The 18,461-nt window shown below is 44.0% G+C and carries 16 protein-coding genes and 1 pseudogene; 6 read left to right on the top strand and 11 right to left on the bottom strand.

Annotated elements, in window-relative coordinates; translation table 11 throughout:
* The first annotated feature begins 54 nt into the window (after positions 1 to 54).
* Positions 55 to 927 (top strand): alpha/beta fold hydrolase, encoded by an 873-nt coding sequence (locus tag ACFQ21_RS27775; protein WP_377585425.1) that lies wholly within the window; start codon positions 55 to 57, stop codon positions 925 to 927.
* On the opposite strand, the gene ACFQ21_RS27770 is transcribed toward ACFQ21_RS27775, so the two are convergent.
* Positions 891 to 1,901: a hypothetical protein gene (locus ACFQ21_RS27770; RefSeq protein WP_377585422.1), complete on the bottom strand. Its 1,011-nt coding sequence runs from the start codon at positions 1,899 to 1,901 to the stop codon at positions 891 to 893. The two genes, ACFQ21_RS27775 and ACFQ21_RS27770, sit on opposite strands and share 37 nt — an antisense overlap.
* A 74-nt stretch (positions 1,902 to 1,975) precedes the next feature.
* Between ACFQ21_RS27770 and ACFQ21_RS27765 the strand changes: the two genes are divergently transcribed.
* Both ACFQ21_RS27765 and ACFQ21_RS27760 read left to right on the top strand, forming a co-directional pair.
* A complete protein-coding gene (locus ACFQ21_RS27765; RefSeq protein WP_377585420.1) occupies positions 1,976 to 3,418 on the top strand; it encodes a GMC oxidoreductase in 1,443 nt (480 codons plus the stop codon).
* The gene (locus ACFQ21_RS27760; protein WP_377585418.1) at positions 3,415 to 3,846 is read left to right on the top strand and encodes a hypothetical protein; all 432 of its coding nucleotides are present in this window, start codon (positions 3,415 to 3,417) and stop codon (positions 3,844 to 3,846) included. The genes ACFQ21_RS27765 and ACFQ21_RS27760 overlap by 4 nt, the downstream gene beginning before the upstream one ends.
* On the opposite strand, the gene ACFQ21_RS27755 is transcribed toward ACFQ21_RS27760, so the two are convergent.
* Positions 3,836 to 4,438 (bottom strand): HAD family hydrolase, encoded by a 603-nt coding sequence (locus tag ACFQ21_RS27755; RefSeq protein WP_377585416.1) that lies wholly within the window; start codon positions 4,436 to 4,438, stop codon positions 3,836 to 3,838. The two genes, ACFQ21_RS27760 and ACFQ21_RS27755, sit on opposite strands and share 11 nt — an antisense overlap.
* Positions 4,439 to 4,471: 33 nt before the next feature.
* Positions 4,472 to 5,374: pseudogene (locus ACFQ21_RS27750) on the bottom strand (UbiA prenyltransferase family protein); the annotation flags it as partial.
* Between the two features lie 79 nt (positions 5,375 to 5,453).
* Here ACFQ21_RS27750 and ACFQ21_RS27745 point away from each other — a divergent pair.
* Positions 5,454 to 7,049: a hypothetical protein gene (locus ACFQ21_RS27745; RefSeq protein ID WP_377585414.1), complete on the top strand. Its 1,596-nt coding sequence runs from the start codon at positions 5,454 to 5,456 to the stop codon at positions 7,047 to 7,049.
* On the opposite strand, the gene ACFQ21_RS27740 is transcribed toward ACFQ21_RS27745, so the two are convergent.
* A complete protein-coding gene (locus ACFQ21_RS27740; protein WP_377585411.1) occupies positions 6,991 to 7,995 on the bottom strand; it encodes an endonuclease/exonuclease/phosphatase family protein in 1,005 nt (334 codons plus the stop codon). The genes ACFQ21_RS27745 and ACFQ21_RS27740 overlap by 59 nt on opposite strands.
* A gap of 157 nt (positions 7,996 to 8,152) precedes the next feature.
* Between ACFQ21_RS27740 and ACFQ21_RS27735 the strand changes: the two genes are divergently transcribed.
* The gene (locus ACFQ21_RS27735) at positions 8,153 to 8,962 is read left to right on the top strand and encodes a 2OG-Fe(II) oxygenase (protein WP_377585408.1); all 810 of its coding nucleotides are present in this window, start codon (positions 8,153 to 8,155) and stop codon (positions 8,960 to 8,962) included.
* 310 nt (positions 8,963 to 9,272) lie between these two features.
* A complete protein-coding gene (locus tag ACFQ21_RS27730; RefSeq protein WP_377585405.1) occupies positions 9,273 to 10,010 on the top strand; it encodes a class I SAM-dependent methyltransferase in 738 nt (245 codons plus the stop codon).
* A gap of 6 nt (positions 10,011 to 10,016) precedes the next feature.
* On the opposite strand, the gene ACFQ21_RS27725 is transcribed toward ACFQ21_RS27730, so the two are convergent.
* Genes ACFQ21_RS27725 through ACFQ21_RS27695 form a run of 7 tightly spaced genes read right to left on the bottom strand, consistent with a single transcriptional unit; the run spans position 10,017 to position 18,449 of the window.
* The gene (locus tag ACFQ21_RS27725) at positions 10,017 to 11,207 is read right to left on the bottom strand and encodes an acyltransferase family protein (RefSeq protein ID WP_377585402.1); all 1,191 of its coding nucleotides are present in this window, start codon (positions 11,205 to 11,207) and stop codon (positions 10,017 to 10,019) included.
* Between the two features lie 33 nt (positions 11,208 to 11,240).
* Complete coding sequence (locus tag ACFQ21_RS27720) at positions 11,241 to 11,984, bottom strand: TolC family protein (protein WP_377585399.1); 744 nt, start codon at positions 11,982 to 11,984, stop codon at positions 11,241 to 11,243.
* Positions 11,971 to 13,509 carry an O-antigen ligase family protein gene (locus ACFQ21_RS27715; RefSeq protein WP_377585397.1) on the bottom strand — a complete coding sequence of 513 codons (1,539 nt, stop codon included), beginning with the start codon at positions 13,507 to 13,509 and terminating at the stop codon, positions 11,971 to 11,973. The genes ACFQ21_RS27720 and ACFQ21_RS27715 overlap by 14 nt, the downstream gene beginning before the upstream one ends.
* A 2-nt stretch (positions 13,510 to 13,511) precedes the next feature.
* A complete protein-coding gene (locus ACFQ21_RS27710; protein ID WP_377585395.1) occupies positions 13,512 to 13,646 on the bottom strand; it encodes a hypothetical protein in 135 nt (44 codons plus the stop codon).
* Positions 13,639 to 14,859, bottom strand: coding sequence for a glycosyltransferase (locus ACFQ21_RS27705; RefSeq protein WP_377585392.1), 1,221 nt, complete (start codon positions 14,857 to 14,859; stop codon positions 13,639 to 13,641). Before ACFQ21_RS27705 ends, ACFQ21_RS27710 begins: the two co-directional genes overlap by 8 nt.
* Entirely contained in the window at positions 14,856 to 16,199 is a 1,344-nt protein-coding gene (locus ACFQ21_RS27700; RefSeq protein ID WP_377585389.1) for a flippase, read from the bottom strand. Before ACFQ21_RS27700 ends, ACFQ21_RS27705 begins: the two co-directional genes overlap by 4 nt.
* Positions 16,200 to 16,217: 18 nt before the next feature.
* Complete coding sequence (locus ACFQ21_RS27695) at positions 16,218 to 18,449, bottom strand: exopolysaccharide transport family protein (RefSeq protein WP_377585386.1); 2,232 nt, start codon at positions 18,447 to 18,449, stop codon at positions 16,218 to 16,220.
* Positions 18,450 to 18,461 lie beyond the last annotated feature (12 nt).

Here is an 18,461-nt window from a genome sequence, read left to right as displayed (position 1 = left end):
CTGTTAGCAATTTTTATTGGTGGGATAGTACTTGTAGTACTATCCTATTTTATTATGTCCCTTTCGCAAGAGACAAAAAATTTAACGAACGAAGATCGTTCATCAGCGCCCGGTAAATTTATAGAACTCGATCACGGCATTGTACATTATGAACTGGAAGGAAGTGATACAGCGGAGTTGATTGTATTTATACACGGTGGCGGTATAACCGGCCAGGAAGTATGGGCCAACAATATACCGTTCTTTCAACAGAAAGGATACCGAACACTCTCATACGATCTATACGGACGTGGCTATACCGACCGACCGAATGTTGATTATACTCCCAAACTGATGGTTGATCAACTTTCTCAGTTACTGGATACACTGAAGATTATCCAACCCTTTACCATTATCTCCATGTCGATGGGTGCGATGATCGCACTGGAATATACCAAACTATACCCGGATCGTGTAAACCGGATCGTGTTCCTCGATCCGGCTACAACCGGAGATTACAAGCCGAACCTGTTACTGAAATTGCCGGTAGTATCAAATATGTTAATGACCTTTTACTGGTATCCACGTGCGGTTGAAAACCAACGAAAGGAATTTGTTGATCAGAAACTTTTCGAAAGATACAGCAAGCGTCTGGAGTACTTTATGGAGTTTGAAGGATACAAGCGTGTGAATCACTCTACATGGATGCACACGTTGAATCAGCGAAATACAGAGCTGCTCAAGAATCTTAAACAGAATATACTCCTGGTGTACGGTGACCGCGACCCTTACTTCCCACAGGGAAATGTCGCGATCTACCAATCGTTTACTTCATCGCTTCAACATCGTGCTATCAAAGATGCCGGCCACATGCCGCACTTTGAAAGACCCGATGAAGTAAATCAAATCCTTTATACGTTCGCGACTGATTCTTTACCAGGCGAGTGATTCCGGTAAAAGTCTTCCATCAGCCAAAGCATAGCAGGTATAAAGATCAGCGCTTGCGGCACCAGGAAGAGTCTTGACTCCATCGCGGTGCTCTTCACCAGGTGAATCAGGAGCCAGAAGGGAACAATAAGCAGGCACCAGCTCTTCAACGGTACGGGTAGACGCCGAAAGCCGAAGATCGTGATGAATGGAATCAATCCCAATGTACCGATCAATTGAGGATACATTCGGAAGAATGTGAGGTTGAATTTCAGATAAGCCATCGGACTTCGCATACCGTGTATACCTTCTGCTTCCCGGAATCCGAAATATAGTCGTATCGCTATAAATACAACGGCAAACAACGCAAGCGATGCCACGGAGATGATCCACTTTTCTCTGGTAAGCAGTTGGCGGTTGGCGAGCAGAAAAGGAACAACCACCATAAACGGAATAAAGCCGCTGGTCTCACGGTTTAGTGCTGCCAGAAACGTGATCGGGATGATCCAGTAAAAACGCTCGTGCAGAATAACCAATGCTGCCAGCAAATAGAAAATGATATCGAAGTATGTGTTGAATGAAAGATCGGATTGAAAAACACTGTTGCTGATGGTATAGCATAACAGCATAAGACCGGCAAAGATCACAATCGGATTTTTAATTTGCAGTGCGCGGTAGTAGTAGAAGCTGATATAAAAAATCAGCATATTTTGTATAAATCTTAAAAACAGATAAGGCACTATTTCGTATTTACCAGGCAGCACTTTATTGTATACCTGTATGATTGATTCGAGCAGGTATGGAGATAGTATCCTGTATTGCCAGGGATTATAAAACTCGGAATTGCCAGCGATAATATTTTTATGACGTGTGATCTGTGTAGCCAGATCAATCGCAAGACAACTAGTGGCATGTTCATACAACACGTATAAACTCATGATGAAAAAGAAAAAGAACCAGATCAATTTGTCGAGTCGAGGGCTTACAAGATTCATGACGGGAGTTAAATTGTTACCTTGCAATTTATTGAAATTCTTATGCTATTTTAACACTTTACCAACATGTTACCATGCATTATAATTTAATACTCGTTGGCACCGGGTTCGCTTCTTCTTTTTTCCTGAAGAAGTTTCTTGAAAAGTCTTCACAGAATATACGTGTACTCGTGCTGGAACGTGGTGAATTTATTCCGCATCAGAAAAGACTTCAGGATGCCCGCTCAAGACCGCTGGGAAAAGTGAGCTATGTGAGTGGTGGAAACGGCGGCAACACATTCAGGAATAACACGCCTGAAAAATCGTGGATCTTTGATCCTAGTTTTGGTGGCAGTTCCAATTGCTGGACAGGATGTACACCGCGCTTCATGCCCAACGATTTCGAAATGAAATCAAAATACAACGTTGGTGAAGACTGGCCGCTAACCTATAGTGATATAGAGTTATACTACTGCGAGGTGGAAGATATCATGTCCACATCAGGCCCGGATATAACGCCTTACCCGATGTCTAGAAAATATCCGCAGCCAGCACATGAATTGAGTACGGTAGATAAAGTTTTGCAGAAAGCCTATGGCGATCAGTATATCAGTCAGCCCACCGCGCGAAGCAGTATATCCAACAAACGAAACAAATGCTGCACGAGTGCCATCTGTCACCTGTGTCCGGTGGAAGCCAAGTTTACCATCGAGAACGGCTTAAAGAATATAGTATATAGCGACCCGCGTGTAGAGATCATATACCAGGCGCAGGTTATACAAGTGGACACTCAAAACAATATAGCAACGGGTGTTCAATACCGGCACAACAACCAGGATAAGAAAGCAACAGCAGACCTGGTTGCGCTCGGAGCCAACGCGATCTTTAATGCACATATACTTTTAAACTCAGGCGATACTAATGTGCATACAGGTCGTAACCTTTCGGAACAGGTAGGCTACTACGGATACTTTGATCTGAAAGATTTTCAGAATGTAGGCGGAAGCTCCATCATTACAGCAAACGGATTTATGCTATACGATGGTGCATTCCGGAAAGAACGTGCTGCCTGTATTATTGAAAGTCACAACGATGTCTTCATCCGACACGAGGCCGGCAAGTGGAGAAACATTGCCAAGTTCAAGTTTGTATTTGAAGATATACCGCAGGCCGACAACCGGGTGGAACGCTCAGCCGATCCGCTGATTCCTGCAGTAACCTATAAAGCGCATAGCGACTACGTTGTAAAGGGGTATGATTACCTGAAAAACAACATCGGCAAAATATTCGGATCACTGCCGATTGAGAACATTTACCTGGATGATAAGTACCAACCTTCGGAAGCTCACATCCTCGGCACAGCACGCATGGGCAACGATGCGGCTACCGGTGTAGTCGATAAAGACCTGCGTCATCATCAATATAGAAACCTGTTGGTATTGGGTGGAAGCGCCTTCCCTACCATTACACCATCAAACCCAACGATAACCCTGGCAGCACTTTCGTTACGGGCTGCCGATAAACTTGTACAATCATGAACAGACGATCCTTTATTCGATTTTCTGCTTTGACTGTTGTGGCTGCTATAGCTGCCTATTTCCTGTTGAAGTTTGATCGCGTTGTACGAAGAATGATTGTTGTTGATACCGAAGCACTGAAGCTCAACGGAGAGGCTATTGATCGATTTATGACTGATGCTAAAAAAGAATTCTTCTGGGACCGGTTCTCGTTTTCCAAGAAGATGTTCATCTGTGTGCAGCACTTCCTTTCTTCGCTTGGGTTGAAAGTAGCATACCATCACAAGTACGTACAGAACCGGAGTGTTATTACCGGACAGTTTTTACTCTCAACCGATTTCTTCCTGAATAAAATGGACTCCTCGCAGCCGGTAACGTATATAGGTTTCTTCAATCCCTATAAAACCGGATGCTCGAACCCGTTCTCGAGTATTCGCTTTACTGCCTGAAAGGTTTATAATGTGAATGTGTGCCGAGGGCGAGCATAGGCCTGTCGCCCTTGGTATCGCCATACGTATAAATCAAAGTATACTCCCGGGGGTCGAGGTAATTTTTAATACGAAGTACCTTCTCCTCTCCGTGGCAGTTCATGCCTTCGAACATGCCGGTAATTTTACCATCGGCTACTTCCATGCGCGTAGCAATACATTCAACCTGCAGGCTCTCGGCCCAGGGTCTTACCCAGTTCTCCGGAGATGCCGATACAATAATTACTGTATGCCCGTTGGCTTTATGTTGTCGTATCTCTTCCAGTGCCTTCGGGCGAATGAGTGATGGTACACGTTCATTCGCGAAAGCAAGACAATCGTTATTGAACTTTTCGATGCTTACACCTTTGAAGAAATGAGACAGTACAATCTGCTTCGCGCGTGAATTGGAAATTACTCCAGCCTTGAACAGCACCAGTACCGGTGACAAGAACGCAAACCCGGAGAAGAACCGACTGCGTCCTTTGCAATAGAGTATAAACTCAAACAGCGTGTCGCGTGTAGTGATGGTACCATCAAAATCAAATAATGCGAGAGCCGGTTTTTTATTCATAAACTATACTGCAAGCGGGAAATATGTTTTTAACTATGCGTACGTGTTCTTTGATATATAAAGAATTACCAGGAACGTGATGATAAACCCAACGATGGTACACTGAATGAATCGATCGGTAAGGAGAATCTTCGTTGGCGATCCGCTATCGTTATTCACGAGGGTGATCTGCAGATACCGCAAAAGACCTGCGAATACAAACAGTGCTGTGATATACAAATAGTCGCGATCAATACGATCCACCACTTCTTCTGAAATCGTGTACATGATATAGGACACCATGATAATACCCGATATCAAGGCCAAACACGTATTGATAAACTCAATGTTATACTGTTTCACGGAAGCACGCAGTGCTGTACCGGATGTTTGTGCGAGCACGAGATCGTCTCTGCGTTTGGCAAACGCGAGGAATATAGACAATAGGAACACCATGATGATAAGCCATTGTGAAATGACTACTCCGATCAACACACCTCCTGCCACCGCGCGGATCAGGAAGCCTGAGGACACCAGAAATATATCGACCAGCGAAAGGTTCTTCAAGCCAAGTGAGTAACCTATATTAATCACACCATACACCAATACCAGTATTGCAAACGTTGAAGTATCGGACAGGCTATACGACCAACCCAATGAGACAATAAACAACACCGCCATAATTACCAGCGCTAACGCTGGCGATACTTTACCGGACGCCAACGGGCGCTGTTTCTTTACAGGATGTACTTTGTCGGCTTCTATATCCCGATAGTCATTGAGAATATAAATTGCAGATGCCATGAGACTGAAACATAAGAAACCCTGAGCCAACAACTCGAGGATTTCTATTTCCAACAAACGCCCTGCAAAAAAAGCAGGTATGAAGACGAAAGAGTTCTTGATCCAGTGATGGATCCGTAGCAGGTAGAAGAAGCGCATTATACTAACTTTTGGTTGTGTAAAATTATTATTATTACTCTCCCCTGCAAATGGTTAAAACATTATCTTTGAATGGTTTTAATCTTAAAAAATTGTGCAAAAAAGACTCCCCCGGTTCGTTGATCTAGCGATCTGCGTTCCATTCCTCGTACTCCCTCTATTCATTAAACTTCCCTACCGCGTTAACATCTTTTTATCATGGGAAGGCGCTTACAGGCTTTCCATTGGTCAGGTTCCTTATGAAGATTTTGGACTACCCATGGGAATATGTTACTGGCTTATACCAGCATTGTTCTTCAAGTTGTTTGGCCCTACATTTTTATCATTGGTGAAGGCGCAGGTGTTCATCAACCTCATTAGTATGCTTTCGCTTCGCGGTATACTATATAACCTCAGGCTGAAGCCTTATGCTGTAACACTCAGCATACTGGTATTCTGCTTAACGTATATAGTATATAATTTCTGGCCGTGGTATAATCACTCGGTCGTTGTCTATGAGTTGGTTGCTATATTCTTTCTCACACAGTCTTTCAATGCAGAGAGTACCCGATCAAAAACCGTTTGGGTTGCACTGGCCGGTATCTTCTCGGTAGTAACATTCTTCACCAAGCAGGATGTTGGTGCCATCTGTATTTTACTCTGCCTCTTCCTGCTGGTATACCGTGCTATTATGGTGAAAGAGAAACTGCCAACGGCCATATACCTGGTATCTGTTGCAACGGTAAGCCTACTGGCCGTAATACCGTTTATTGGTTTTGACTTCTTCTACTGGTTTAATTACGGACAGCCACCACACAGCTCGCGTCTCGATGTTATTCTGTTACTGAATACATTCCTGGAAGGATCGATGGTGGAGAAGATTTACCTCGCGCTTATTCTCATCCTGCTGATCTCTACTTTCAAATCGTTCAGGCAGTTCTTCGAAGATCAAAACCAGTTTACATTCGCTGCCATCAGCGTGTGTCTCATTCTGCAGTCGATCGTTACCAAAATGACGAGCCCCTTGCCTACTGACCACATGACGTACTATCATGTATTTGGTTTTGCGTGCATTATGAGTTTCTTCCCGTGGCAACGCTGGAGTTCCGAACTCAAGCCTGCCGCAGCTATACTATTATTCATCATGGTAATTTACTCGGCCGGTTACTGGAAGTATGTAGCAGATATATTCCACCTGCACAGCAAAAAATTGATTGCAGCCGGTAATGCGCCTCAACACGCTACACCATGGAAAACCACTTCGAACTATAAATCACTCAAGCACATCATGCTGCCGGAAAGTACGATTGCCGGAGTGGACAGTCTCGCGAAGCTTCCGTTCATCCACAACAAAGATCTCAAGGTGCTTAACATGTCGGAGATCACATTCCTGGCAAAAGAGTTTGGCTATACACCATTAACACAACACCCGCTGTGGTTCCATGTTAATATCGGTATGTTTCAGAAAGAGATCGACCAGATCAACGAACGGGTACGCAGTGGTTATTACGACCTGGTGCTTTTCGAAGATATTCCAAGTCTCACGGAATTCTATCCCTACAAAGTACGTGATGAGTTGAGAAAGCACTATATACGCAACAATACATTTCTCGCCCCGCGTAAGCTGGAAGATTCAACGATCGAAGTATATATCAATCCGAAGCTGGCAAGACAATACTTGTCTCAATCGGAAAGTGATCAGACCAAGTAACTTCATAGTGCGTTCGGTAGTGCTCGAACGCAATGGCGGGGTCGGCAAAAATATGATCGATCCGCACGGGCATGCCTATAAAACGGTAGGAATATGAATACCCAAAGCCAGCTTCTTCATACGCATTGTTCATCGATTCAGAAAGTGTCTGGTAAACATAACTGTGCGGAGTTTCATTGAAATCTCCGCACAGTATTACTTTATAATACGACCGCTCTATAAACTTGCGGATGAGCTTGGCATGGTAACTCCGTGCAATCAATGCAGACCGTATACTCTTATACTTGTTTAAACGAGAAGTCTTATCAAAATTATAGGACTTTAAATGGACATTGATGATCTTGACCGTATCGTTGTTGACCACGACATCAGCCCATATAAGCCGGTTAAAAGAGTTAAAGGCAAATTCAAGTTTACCCGATGCTACAATCGGAAATCTCGAAATGATAAATAGTCCCAAACTGTCTTTTTCCCTTGTTTCCTTCCCGGAGAAATAGCGATGGTATGAAGGCAAGACCCGGCTGAAATGTGTAGGTACTGTTTCCTGGAGACAAACTATATCCGGCTGTTCGCGCTCGAGCCAGGAAGATAGCGCTGCAAAATTCTGCTGGTAATTACTGCCCCGGGTATAGTAGCCCAATGCCTTTACATTATAGGAAATGATTCGTGCATCAGGCTTCTGTCCTTTTGTTCCCTTCCATATACCTATAGAAAATATGCCATGTACCAATACCAGAAAGAGTAACAATACACCGGCCGGCAGCCACACCCACCGGCTTCGCTTTATCAGGAAGTATACCAGTGCTATACAGCAACAAGCTAAAAAGAACGGCACCGCAACACTCGCAATACCAGCCACCAGAAATTCATCTACCGGTATATATATAGTTGCGATGACAGGTATAGTCAGGAATGTAATGGCTAGCAGGAGTCTTCGTAACATCATTATGTGATAATTTTTCCAGGCTATATATCAAAATATATCAAACGTTTTCTGTACATTCATTACGTTAATACTTCCCCTAAAGTAAAGCATGTTGCGAGGGAAAACTAATATACCCGAGCGCGTTTTTGAATAAAATCCTAATCAAAACCCCACCTCTATGAAATTCATTAACTTGTCCGTTGAAGAGCTTCATGAGCTCGCCAGAAACAAAAGCGAAGAGTATCAAACTGCTGCCCCGTTCCCCAACATTTACTTTGACAACTTTTTTAACACACACCGATTGTCTGAAGTCCTGGATGAGTTTCCGGACATGAGCAAGAAACCCGATCTAAAATTTGACGACTACAATCAGGTGAAGCTTGCTTCCAAAGGTGAATATCGTTTTGGTGATGAGACTAAAGAGTTCATGCACTTTCTGAACTCGCAACCTTTCCTTGAATTTTTATCAATACTTACTGGCATCGATGCACTTATCCCCGATCCATACTTCGATGGTGGCGGCTGTCACCAGATCATGCCCGGTGGTTTGCTGAAGATCCATGCTGACTTTAACAAGAACAAACTTACCAACCTCGACCGAAGATTGAATGTACTGGTATATCTCAATAAAGACTGGCATGAGGAATGGGGCGGTCATTTTGAACTATGGGACACCGAGATGAAACATAGTGTAAAAAAAATACTGCCTTTATTTAACCGCATGGCCATTTTTACCACAACCGATTTTTCTTATCATGGTCACCCCGATGCATTGAAGTGTCCACAAGGAAGAAGTCGCAAGTCGCTTGCACTATATTATTATACCAATGGTCGTCCTGCCTACGAAATTAACGGTGGTCTTGAAAAGCACTCTACAATCTTTAAGGCCAGACCTCAGGTTGACCATTCGAAAATTTCAGTTAAGGAAATTGTCAAACAGATAACACCGCCAATCCTGTACAACGCAGCCAAACGAATATCGGGCTAGCGAAGTATATATATACCCCTATACACCTTTCATTGCCGGACGATCGATACGGATCCCCACCGTTGTAACTGAATCTCAACACCCGTTGCTGCTATACATACAGCAATAAAGCGTGTCGGGCATGAGCTCTCGTCTGCATGTATTGCATGTTCGCCATGTGCAATAGTGAACGCCTTTGTGTCAAAAAAAAGTATAGCATTCGCTATACAATTCCAAAAGATCCTAACCCCTCTATACCATGCATTTCCACTATGGAAAGACTCAGTACATTTGCAGTGATCGAATGAGACGGTCACCTTTTATCTCGAAAATGGTTCACAACATTTTCGGTTATACCAACATTGGTAATTATGCACGCTCACGTGTTTTCATCAGGTTGTTGAACATGCTGCCATTGGCATCGTTCAAAAATGTAGCCGACCTCGGTGCCGGCCTCGGAGAATTTACCTTTATGATGGCCGAGTCGCTACCGGAAACTCAATTTACGGCCATCGAAATTTTACCCGAACGGGTTGAGAGACTAAACCAGGTCGTGGACAAGCTCCATGTAAATAACGTGACTATATTTCCGGACAAGATCGACCAACTGGATGCGCAGGAAAAATTCGATTTCATTTTTGCGGTAGATGTATTCGAGCATATACCCAAAGACGAAATGCCTTTTCACGATTGCTACGAGCGGTTAAAACCCGGTGGCTACCTGCTTGTAAAAATTCCTAACCTGAAGCAGAATACTATTCTACCGGATTCATTTTTTGAAGACCACCAGCACTGGGTTGACGATGCCCACGTAGGACAGATATATGATCTGAAAGGATTGAAGAACCGTTTCCACGAAGAAGGTTTTGATGTTGTCTATAGTTCGGCAACGGATGGTCTGTTATCACGTGCCGGTTGGGAGATTGGCTTCCTCAGTAAAAAAGGAGGCTCTGCAGTTCAGCTGATGTGTTTGCCGCTCTGCAAAGCCTTTGTATTGATGGATTCCATGCTATACTTCCCAAAGAACACCGGAAACGCCATCCAGGTAATCGGCAGAAAACCGGCTTAGTATTTTTTACTGAGCCTCTTCTCTGCTCGTAACGGCAAAGCGTGTCTGTATATTCTTCCACAAGCGCTGCGGCCAGTCTTTATACATGCATGGTTTTTCTACCAGCAGGTAAAAACCTATGCTCACGGCCAGCAGAATCGGTGCAATAATTATAAACTGGAAGATATAGTTAATAGTAAACGAACTCGTTACCTGGATGTTCTTGGTTACCCGGATAAGGAACTCGATAAAAGGCAAGTGCAACAAGTATATACTATAGCACATGCCACCAATCGCGGTGATCCAGGGCAAGGTAATGAGTCGGTTTACCCACGTAGCTCTGAACACTGAATAGAACAGCACAAAGAGACAGGTTATGAACCCGATGCGGTTGATCAGCTCCTGATTCCAGCTCCATACTAAAATCATTGCTATGAAGCTGAGTATAGCGGTGTAGTTGTAGAGGGTATGCTTACGGATACCTTCTCTCCATTCGTTCAGGTACAGATCGGCAAAGATGAAGCCGAGCAGGAAGAACTGCAGGTGTCCTAAAATAGTAAGTTTGGTAAACTGGTGCAGAATCTGGTAGTGCTGTTGCAGCAGCATGATAACGGCTATAAATCCGATCAGCAATGATCTGCGCAGTACAGCAGATTTAGGCTTAAACAGCAACATGGCCAGGAACGGTGCCAGAATATAAAACTGTACTTCAATCTCCAGTGTCCACACAGGCGGGTTAATAAACGTCCAGCCTTTGTACAGGATGTTATGCAGGTAAAATATACTCGAGAAGTAATGTGGTATAATATCCTGGAAGGTATAAAAACCCATCAGCACGACCGCTACGGCAAAGATGGTCATCACGATAATATACGGAGGCTCCAGCCGGGTAATCCTGCGCCAGAAATAACTTTTCAATTCCACCTTCTTGCCCTGGTGCAGGCTATGCGCGGCAAACGGAAGGCCGAGTATAAATCCACTGATGGCAAAGAATATATATACTCCTATAAATCCGCGGTTGGTTACAAAGTGTGTAAACTGATACTCACTTCCGGGAGTAAATTGTATGGCTGTATAGCGTTCAAAGCGTTCACTCAGGTGCTGAACCACTACCGGAAATATAGCCAGGAATCGAAGCCCGTCAATTTCCTTGATTACCCGACCACCCGAAGTTACCCGCGTTAATGTCGCAGGAAGGTTTTTTAAAAATTGAAACATACCTTGTCCCTTATCCCTCTCCGATTCCCTATATTAAAAATCTTGTTTGGATTCTTCGTCTAGTTTGGCCAGGAAGCCTGAATATCCTTCTACGTCTTCGAGCTTTATACCGATTATTGCTTCAAGGTTTATCTTTTCCTGATTGAAGGTAGACTGCGCTGTAATAAGATCTTCCGAGCGGCTATAGTATTCTTGTAAGGATGCACGCAGGCGCTCCAGGTTTACTTCGTTCGTCTGGAATTTCTTTTCTGCTTCTTTATACATCTGGTAAAATTCTTCTTTCACGAACTGACGCAGCTTGATGATCTTATAGGCTTCTTTCAGTTTCTCAAGACTTACCAGTACTTCTTCGCGGATCACCAGTTTCTGCTGGTTCACCATGTGCACGGCATTGACGCTTTTATCATTCGCTATTTTTGTCTCAAGCGGTGTAGCTACGAATGTTCCGAGGCTAAATCTCACACCAAAGTTATAGCGCGGATAAAATGTTGAGCGGTCGTTGCTGTTCGGCTCAATGGTAAATTCATTCAAGTTACCCACGGCATATATATTATCCAGCCATGACCAGCGTGCCAAGTTTCTTTCCTTCTTGGCGATCTCTACATTCTGTTGCACAATCTTGTTGGAGGGGTGGTTCTTCCAGGCAAGCTGCACCAAACGTTCATCGAACGTAACAGCGGTAATGCGCTCCGGGATAACAATTTTATTATAGTCAACTGTCTGCGCGGTGGCAATCAATGGCACAAGAATAAAGAGCACCGTTTTAAAAATTTTCATATGGGTTATTCTGTTGTATAGTAGTTACTTTATCAAGTTCGCGAAGCCGCACAATCATGGCCATAATCGCATAGAAGACCAGCACGTTGGGCACCTGTATCAATACCTGCTGCGGATAGTTACCGATCACGATACTGAATACAACGGCCACCAGGGCTGCCATATAGGCTTTTAGCTCGGGTGATCGCATCCGGTAATAGTTTCGTATGCCTACGATCAATATAACGGCAAAGAAGGCGCAATACAGCAACAGACCTACCCAGCCTAACTCCACGGCTACACGCACAAAACCACTGTCAGGAGCAAAACTGGAAAGTGGCGACCCCGGGTTAAAACGCTGTCCCCATATACCTATACTTCCTAACCCGGCACCGAACGGGTGCGCATGAATGTAGGGCTTGATAAACGCCTGGCTTCGCTCGCGCACCTGGAAGGACGGATCTTCACTCGGCTTGAAGGCCGAACGGATACGTTCCAGACTATTGGTACTCAGGAACGGACCAACGCTACGGATATCCGAAAAGATGATCGCGGCTCCCACTGCTAATCCAAAGGCTGCAAAGGCCAGCGTTCTGGTTTGAAAGGTAAGCAGTGCATAGAATATAAATCCTGCAGGTAACATGGCATACGCAGTACGTGTACCGGCATATACCATGGCCAGCAACATAACCATGGCACTGAACCCGAGAAATATTTTGTATAAGAATTTGAAAGGACCTGTGAGTAAAGTAATGCAGAGTAAACCTGAGAATGACATGAGTACACCGAACACCGTAGGGTCGTTGAGGAACGAGAAGATGCGATAGCGCCCCCAGTTGAAGATCAGTTTATAGCGGAACTCATCAGCTGCCACCCAGCTTTTCTCAAATGGTAACAGACCATGAAACTCCTGGAACAATCCATATAGTCCGCAGATGAGTGACAACACGATCCACATGTTCAGCAGTACTTTGAAGAAAGACATACTGTCGATCGCATAGAGAATGATGAAGTAGAATATCATCAGGATCGCTATACCACGAATTACAAATATCCATGCTTGTGTATTGGCAACCGGGTTGAAGAACTCCAATACGTTGTAAATAATCCACGCCCATACTACATAACTGATCGGTCCTTTCGCGAGATTATAATCACCTGCCTGCCATTTACGAATCAGTAATCCGATGAGCATCACCACGAGAAACACATCCAATACGATACCGAGTGGTACACCGGATGACACGCGGTTAAGTCCCTGCAGGAAATACGATATGATCAGCAATACAACTATACCGAATTTCAGATTTACCAGCGAGTATAGCACGGTAGGTATACCGATAGCCATACCGATCACCAGGAACCCAAAGACCGGCCCGAAAATTGAAAATGAGAAACCAATGCCTACTGACATGATCAGCAGCAATACATATATCCACGGTGACTGCAAGAGTCCTTTTGAAGGACGGGGCGTTATGGTAGCCTTCCGCTCCTTCAGCGTAGGATCAGCCGTAAAATCCAGGATATAGTCTTTCTTCTCCTGCACGCCTAGAATATAATGATTGAAAAGAAAATAACATTCACGGCAATGCTCATGATGATCAACAGCCATTCCATGATCCGATGGTGAACCGGAATGTTGAACTCGGTATTCTCGTTGTCAGTCTCGTTCACGTTATCCATAAACCTTTTTATTTTCTATTAACGGTGTTACAATCTCCCAGAATTTTTCAACACGTGCAGCCCAGGTATTGTGACTGGCCATGTCCATACGCTGCTCCTGTTTCGATTCAGCATCGGTGGCAATCTCCTCTCCTACAGCCTTCACAAAACCCTCAATGGTATTCTCAACCCGTATGGTGTTACCGAAGTCTTCGAGATCCGGAGAAAAGCCCGTTGTAACAATAGGCTTTCCGGCCGCCAGGTATTCATTGAGTTTTAATGGATATATACTGGCCGTCAGATCATTTCTCAGAAACGGTATAATCGCGCAATCTATATACTTGAGGTATGCCGGCAAATCGCTAAATGGTTTCTTTCCGGTAGAGATCACGTTGGGAAACCGTTCCAGCTTATCCTTGTCGGCTTCATGCTCCGGGCCTACCATCAGAATAATTTTATCGGCATGCGTACGCGACAACGTGTTGAGCAATTCGTAGTCAATACGAAAGTCCACATGTCCAATATAGCCAATTATTTTTTTAGACTCCAGCCCTTTCAGTTCAACGGGACGTAAAAAGGGTTCATACACCGCTTTTTGGAAATGACCGAAGTCAGCAGCGTTTGGCAAACAGTGTACGTTGCTCGCATGTCGCAGGGCCATTTCATGAAGCTTCTTGGATGTGGTGATCGTTACATCGTATTCACGCATGGCATCCGCTTCCAGCACTTTACCGTGCTTCCCTATATATTTTGATTCTGCTATATTATCTACACAATGATATACTGTCAACTCCGGGTTAAATTCAGTAACATCCTGCAGGTAAAACGGATTGAACGAATTGATAAAGATGAAGCGAGATATATTATACCGTTTGATAGCCGAACGCAGCGCCTGGTTAACCACGTGGTTGTTTACACGGGAGAGCGAGCTATATAATTTTCCGTACGGTATAAAGTTGATCGGTATAACTGCTTTTGTGCGCAGGTTAATAAGATTAGGATTATTGGCATAGATCTGCTTGCCAATGTGCTGCCCGGTAAACAACGGTGTAAGCCGTGACTGTATCTGCGGCTTATGAAGATTGGTGGCGACATCCTTCAGTGTAAACGGATTGTCGATATAGAATACACGGTTGTTCTTGGATAACTCTTGTGCTAATGAGAACGCTGTTGATGCATAAGGTCCATCCCATCGCGCCAGCGCCAGCATGACTATATCTGTTCCCTCGATCATCGCCCTTGTAATTTCGTTTTTAGTTTCTTTTGAAGAAAATCGAACCCAACGCCATAGTAAAAGAACATGTAGTAAAATACCTGCTGCAATTCGATCTTGAATATTCTGCGTAGCATGATGTTACCTGCTATAAACATCAGAATGTTGGAGAACAGTGTGCCGAACGCTGCGCCCAGCATACCATACTCCTGAATGAAGAAGTAGTTGCTCGCTATATTTACAAATACACTGGAAAAGTTGAGTATAAAATTCAGATTGGGTCTCCCGGAAGAATCCATTACCGTACCGAACTGACGACTGAACGGAGTAAAGATTCCATACAGAATGGTGACGCGTAATATATTGGCAGCCTCATGATACTCAGGGCCGGCAATGATGAAGATGATATAGTCTGCGAGTATAACGGTGCCTAAAACTACCGGCAATGTAAGCGCCAGCGTAAGGCCCACCGATTTTTCATAAAGTGTTTTCGCGGCATGGTCGCCTTCGCTGCTCGTACGAAAAGCACTCTGCGGATATACTACTTCGGCAACGGACGTGCTCGGATATTCGATGAGGTTGGAAACCCGTATGGCAGAGTTATAGAGCGCCACAATGTTTGTATTCAGAAAATATCCTACCGAGAATTGATCCACCGTTTTAAACACCAGCGAACTGATGTTGGTACCCATTACATACTTACCAAAGCTCAATACTTTCTTAATGATGGTACCGTCCCATTCAAATGTAATCTGTATATACTTTCGCGCTGAGAAGTACGCGCAGATCAATCCTAAAAACGTACAGCCTGACTGTATCAACACAAGGTCGATCAATGTTATTTTTATATTCAGCATGCAGATGGTTAGCACCGCGAGAAAGAAACTTCCCTGGCGAAACACGGTACTCCAGAAAATTCCGCTGAAGCTGAACTTTGATTGCTGTATATAGTTGAACTGCGAGAAAGGAATCAGCAGCAGTATCGTTATACCGTAGTACACGAACATCGGCCCTATATCTGCGATGTGAAACATATCGCTGATGACACCGGAGAAACCTGCCAGCACTCCGTAGATGAGTGCCGAGTATACAATGTTAATGATGAAAGAAGAGAGAACGATCTTTCCTACTTCATCGGGATGACTGTTGTGAATGAGTTTGATCACCGCGTTCTGGATCAAGCCATTCCGCGACATCTCAATGATGGTGGTGATACTGATGAAGAGTGCCCATGCGCCAAACTCGGCTTTGGTGAAATACCGGATCAGAAAGTAGAAACTCCCGAATCCAAAGATCAGCACAGCCAGCCTGTAACCCATGGAGTAAAAACCAGATTTAAGCCAATACGAGTTTTTGCCCATAGTAATTTACCAGCGATACTAAACCGAGAGATCTTTAAGTTGTACTTTATTCAAAACAGAGCCCAGGTATTTCTCTTTGATTGACTTCAGATATGTGATGGATTCTCTATCGAGTGGATTGAGGTTTGTATTGGCATCAAATACAGCGATAACTTTATCTACATAGTCGATCAGTTCCTTGGAGTCTGAATACTCGTTGATCGAAGGACCTTCGAGAAATATATAGTCATACTGCTCCGACAGGTTGGCAATCATTTCTTTAAAGTCACGACCCGCCAATATCTCCGAAGGTGAATCCGTGCCCCCTATATTTCCGATGATATCAACACCTTTGAATTCTGTTTTATAAATAATGTTGTGATTGTCTTCTCCGGCTGGTTCACTTGTCGTACCGTTGGTTTCCTGTGCTTCACCATTCTTTCCGTTGAGCAACAATGCTTTTTCATCTACACCACGCTTCAACAGTTTACGATTGTCCGGTGCAGGCAACAACAACTTCGTAAGCGAGTTGCGTTTGAAGTTGGTATCAATGATCAGTATCTTTTTGTTTACCAGGCTCAGTGTATACGAGAGGCAAATGATAATAAACGATTTACCTACATACGGCTGTGTACTGGATACCAGGAATACCTTCTTGTCAGACTTCTGAATTTCATAGCGAAGCTTCCGCAGGAAGTGTACAAATGTAGTAGACTCGCGATCGGTTGCTTTCGCAGCAAACGTCTTACGAAGATCAAATCCTTTTATCTTGATCTGGTTCAGTGAACCGATGGTAGAAAGTCCGGTGAGGCGCTCCAGGCGTATCGGTATGCGAATACTCATGTCTGCAAACTCAATGAGCAACAACACCACAATACAAATTACAAATGAACCTATACCAGCCAGTGCCACGATCAGTATACCTTTTGATGGTTCGGGTTCAAGGCTTGGTTGTGCTTCGAGTATCTGACGCAATGAGCTGCCTACTCCGAGTGCCTTGTTGCGTGATGAGTTTAATTTATCCTGTGCATCCAGGTATTCATCAGAAGCAACCTGTACATCGCGTTGCAGTTCTGATATCTTGGCTTCTTTGGTAGCAAAACCTGATACATCATATTTCAATCTGCGGAGTGCGAGATCTGCGGATGCGAGATTTGATTGTGCTATCTCCAGGTCCAGTTTTACTTTATCCCGCTCTTTCGTCAGATCAACCAGTTGATCCTGTTCTTTTGCCTGATTAAGAAGATCCAGGCGACTGGCTTCAAGCTGCAGTTCATCTCTCAAACGACCAAGCGTTGCTTTCTCGGCCTCGGTTCCAGTGTTGGTAATGTCTGTGATGCGTCTGCGCAGATCGATAATGCGTTGATTGATCTGTATAACTTCCTGTTGATTAAGACCTGCACCACTTTGTATTTTCTCGTTGAGCTGTGCGAGTGAAAGTCTCAATGCGTTGATGTTTTTCTCTTCGCGTTCTTTGTTCATCTCGTATTCAGTTATCTGTGCGATCTTGCTTTCGCTTTCCGCACCGTAGTTGAACACGTTGTTGTTTACTTTGAAATCATTCAGCAAAGCTTCTTTCTCATCGAGCACACGCTTCTTATCGCGTACAAGAGTTTCGAGAAAGTCGATAGACTCCGATGAGCGATCACCTTTCAATACTTTGTTGTAGCGTATAAATTCCTGACAGAGTGTATTCACGGCCATCGCTGAAAGAAATGGATTCTCGGAACTGAAATCTACCGAGATAAAATCAGACGTTGTTAAACGCTTGATGTTAAAGTCTTCGGACAACGACTCATAATCGTAGCCATACGCTTTTAAAAGTTCGTAGAGCTGATAGCCAAACGGATCGGAAGTGTTGATTGGTTTAGCTTCGGCAGCCTGACTCTTGAATGCTTCTTTCGCTTTGGTCAGAAATGATTCGGTAAGCGGAAAGTCAAGCGCTTTGTTATCTTCAATCTTTCTGAAAGGTGTCTCATTTTCAAGATCATGAAGCATGAGCTTATACGAAACCAGACTCAGCACCGGCATGGAGTGCATGGACTCAATTACGTTCGTAAAGCGTGTATTGACTTCAAAAGAATTAGATGATTGATCATTTAGTCTTACCGCATCGTCAGCCGTAAAGCCAGTAGCAAGATGTGCATAGGAACTATAAATCTTATCCATCCGCAGCACAAAAAAAACAGCACAGGCAACGGCAATGAGAGGAAACACAATTAACACCCAAAGTCTGCGCTGAAGAGTTCTTAAAATAAGATAAAAATCCATCTGTACGTGGTT

The sequence above is a fragment of the Ohtaekwangia kribbensis genome (assembly GCF_042676245.1).
Lineage (GTDB): Bacteria > Bacteroidota > Bacteroidia > Cytophagales > Cyclobacteriaceae > Ohtaekwangia > Ohtaekwangia kribbensis.
The sequence above is the reverse complement of the archived record's forward strand: the minus strand, read 5'-3'. Positions and strand labels throughout refer to the sequence as shown.

Excerpts from the sequence above, each read along its gene's own strand:
- ACFQ21_RS27775 (WP_377585425.1), top strand. The coding sequence starts at position 55 with ATGTCCCTTTCGCAAGAGACAAAAAATTTAACGAACGAAGATCGTTCA.
- ACFQ21_RS27770 (WP_377585422.1), bottom strand. The coding sequence starts at position 1,901 with ATGAATCTTGTAAGCCCTCGACTCGACAAATTGATCTGGTTCTTTTTC.
- ACFQ21_RS27765 (WP_377585420.1), top strand. The coding sequence starts at position 1,976 with ATGCATTATAATTTAATACTCGTTGGCACCGGGTTCGCTTCTTCTTTT.
- ACFQ21_RS27760 (WP_377585418.1), top strand. The coding sequence starts at position 3,415 with ATGAACAGACGATCCTTTATTCGATTTTCTGCTTTGACTGTTGTGGCT.
- ACFQ21_RS27755 (WP_377585416.1), bottom strand. The coding sequence starts at position 4,438 with ATGAATAAAAAACCGGCTCTCGCATTATTTGATTTTGATGGTACCATC.
- ACFQ21_RS27740 (WP_377585411.1), bottom strand. The coding sequence starts at position 7,995 with ATGATGTTACGAAGACTCCTGCTAGCCATTACATTCCTGACTATACCT.
- ACFQ21_RS27735 (WP_377585408.1), top strand. The coding sequence starts at position 8,153 with ATGAAATTCATTAACTTGTCCGTTGAAGAGCTTCATGAGCTCGCCAGA.
- ACFQ21_RS27730 (WP_377585405.1), top strand. The coding sequence starts at position 9,273 with ATGGTTCACAACATTTTCGGTTATACCAACATTGGTAATTATGCACGC.
- ACFQ21_RS27725 (WP_377585402.1), bottom strand. The coding sequence starts at position 11,207 with ATGTTTCAATTTTTAAAAAACCTTCCTGCGACATTAACGCGGGTAACT.
- ACFQ21_RS27720 (WP_377585399.1), bottom strand. The coding sequence starts at position 11,984 with ATGAAAATTTTTAAAACGGTGCTCTTTATTCTTGTGCCATTGATTGCC.
- ACFQ21_RS27710 (WP_377585395.1), bottom strand. The coding sequence starts at position 13,646 with ATGGATAACGTGAACGAGACTGACAACGAGAATACCGAGTTCAACATT.
- ACFQ21_RS27705 (WP_377585392.1), bottom strand. The coding sequence starts at position 14,859 with ATGATCGAGGGAACAGATATAGTCATGCTGGCGCTGGCGCGATGGGAT.
- ACFQ21_RS27700 (WP_377585389.1), bottom strand. The coding sequence starts at position 16,199 with ATGGGCAAAAACTCGTATTGGCTTAAATCTGGTTTTTACTCCATGGGT.
- ACFQ21_RS27695 (WP_377585386.1), bottom strand. The coding sequence starts at position 18,449 with ATGGATTTTTATCTTATTTTAAGAACTCTTCAGCGCAGACTTTGGGTG.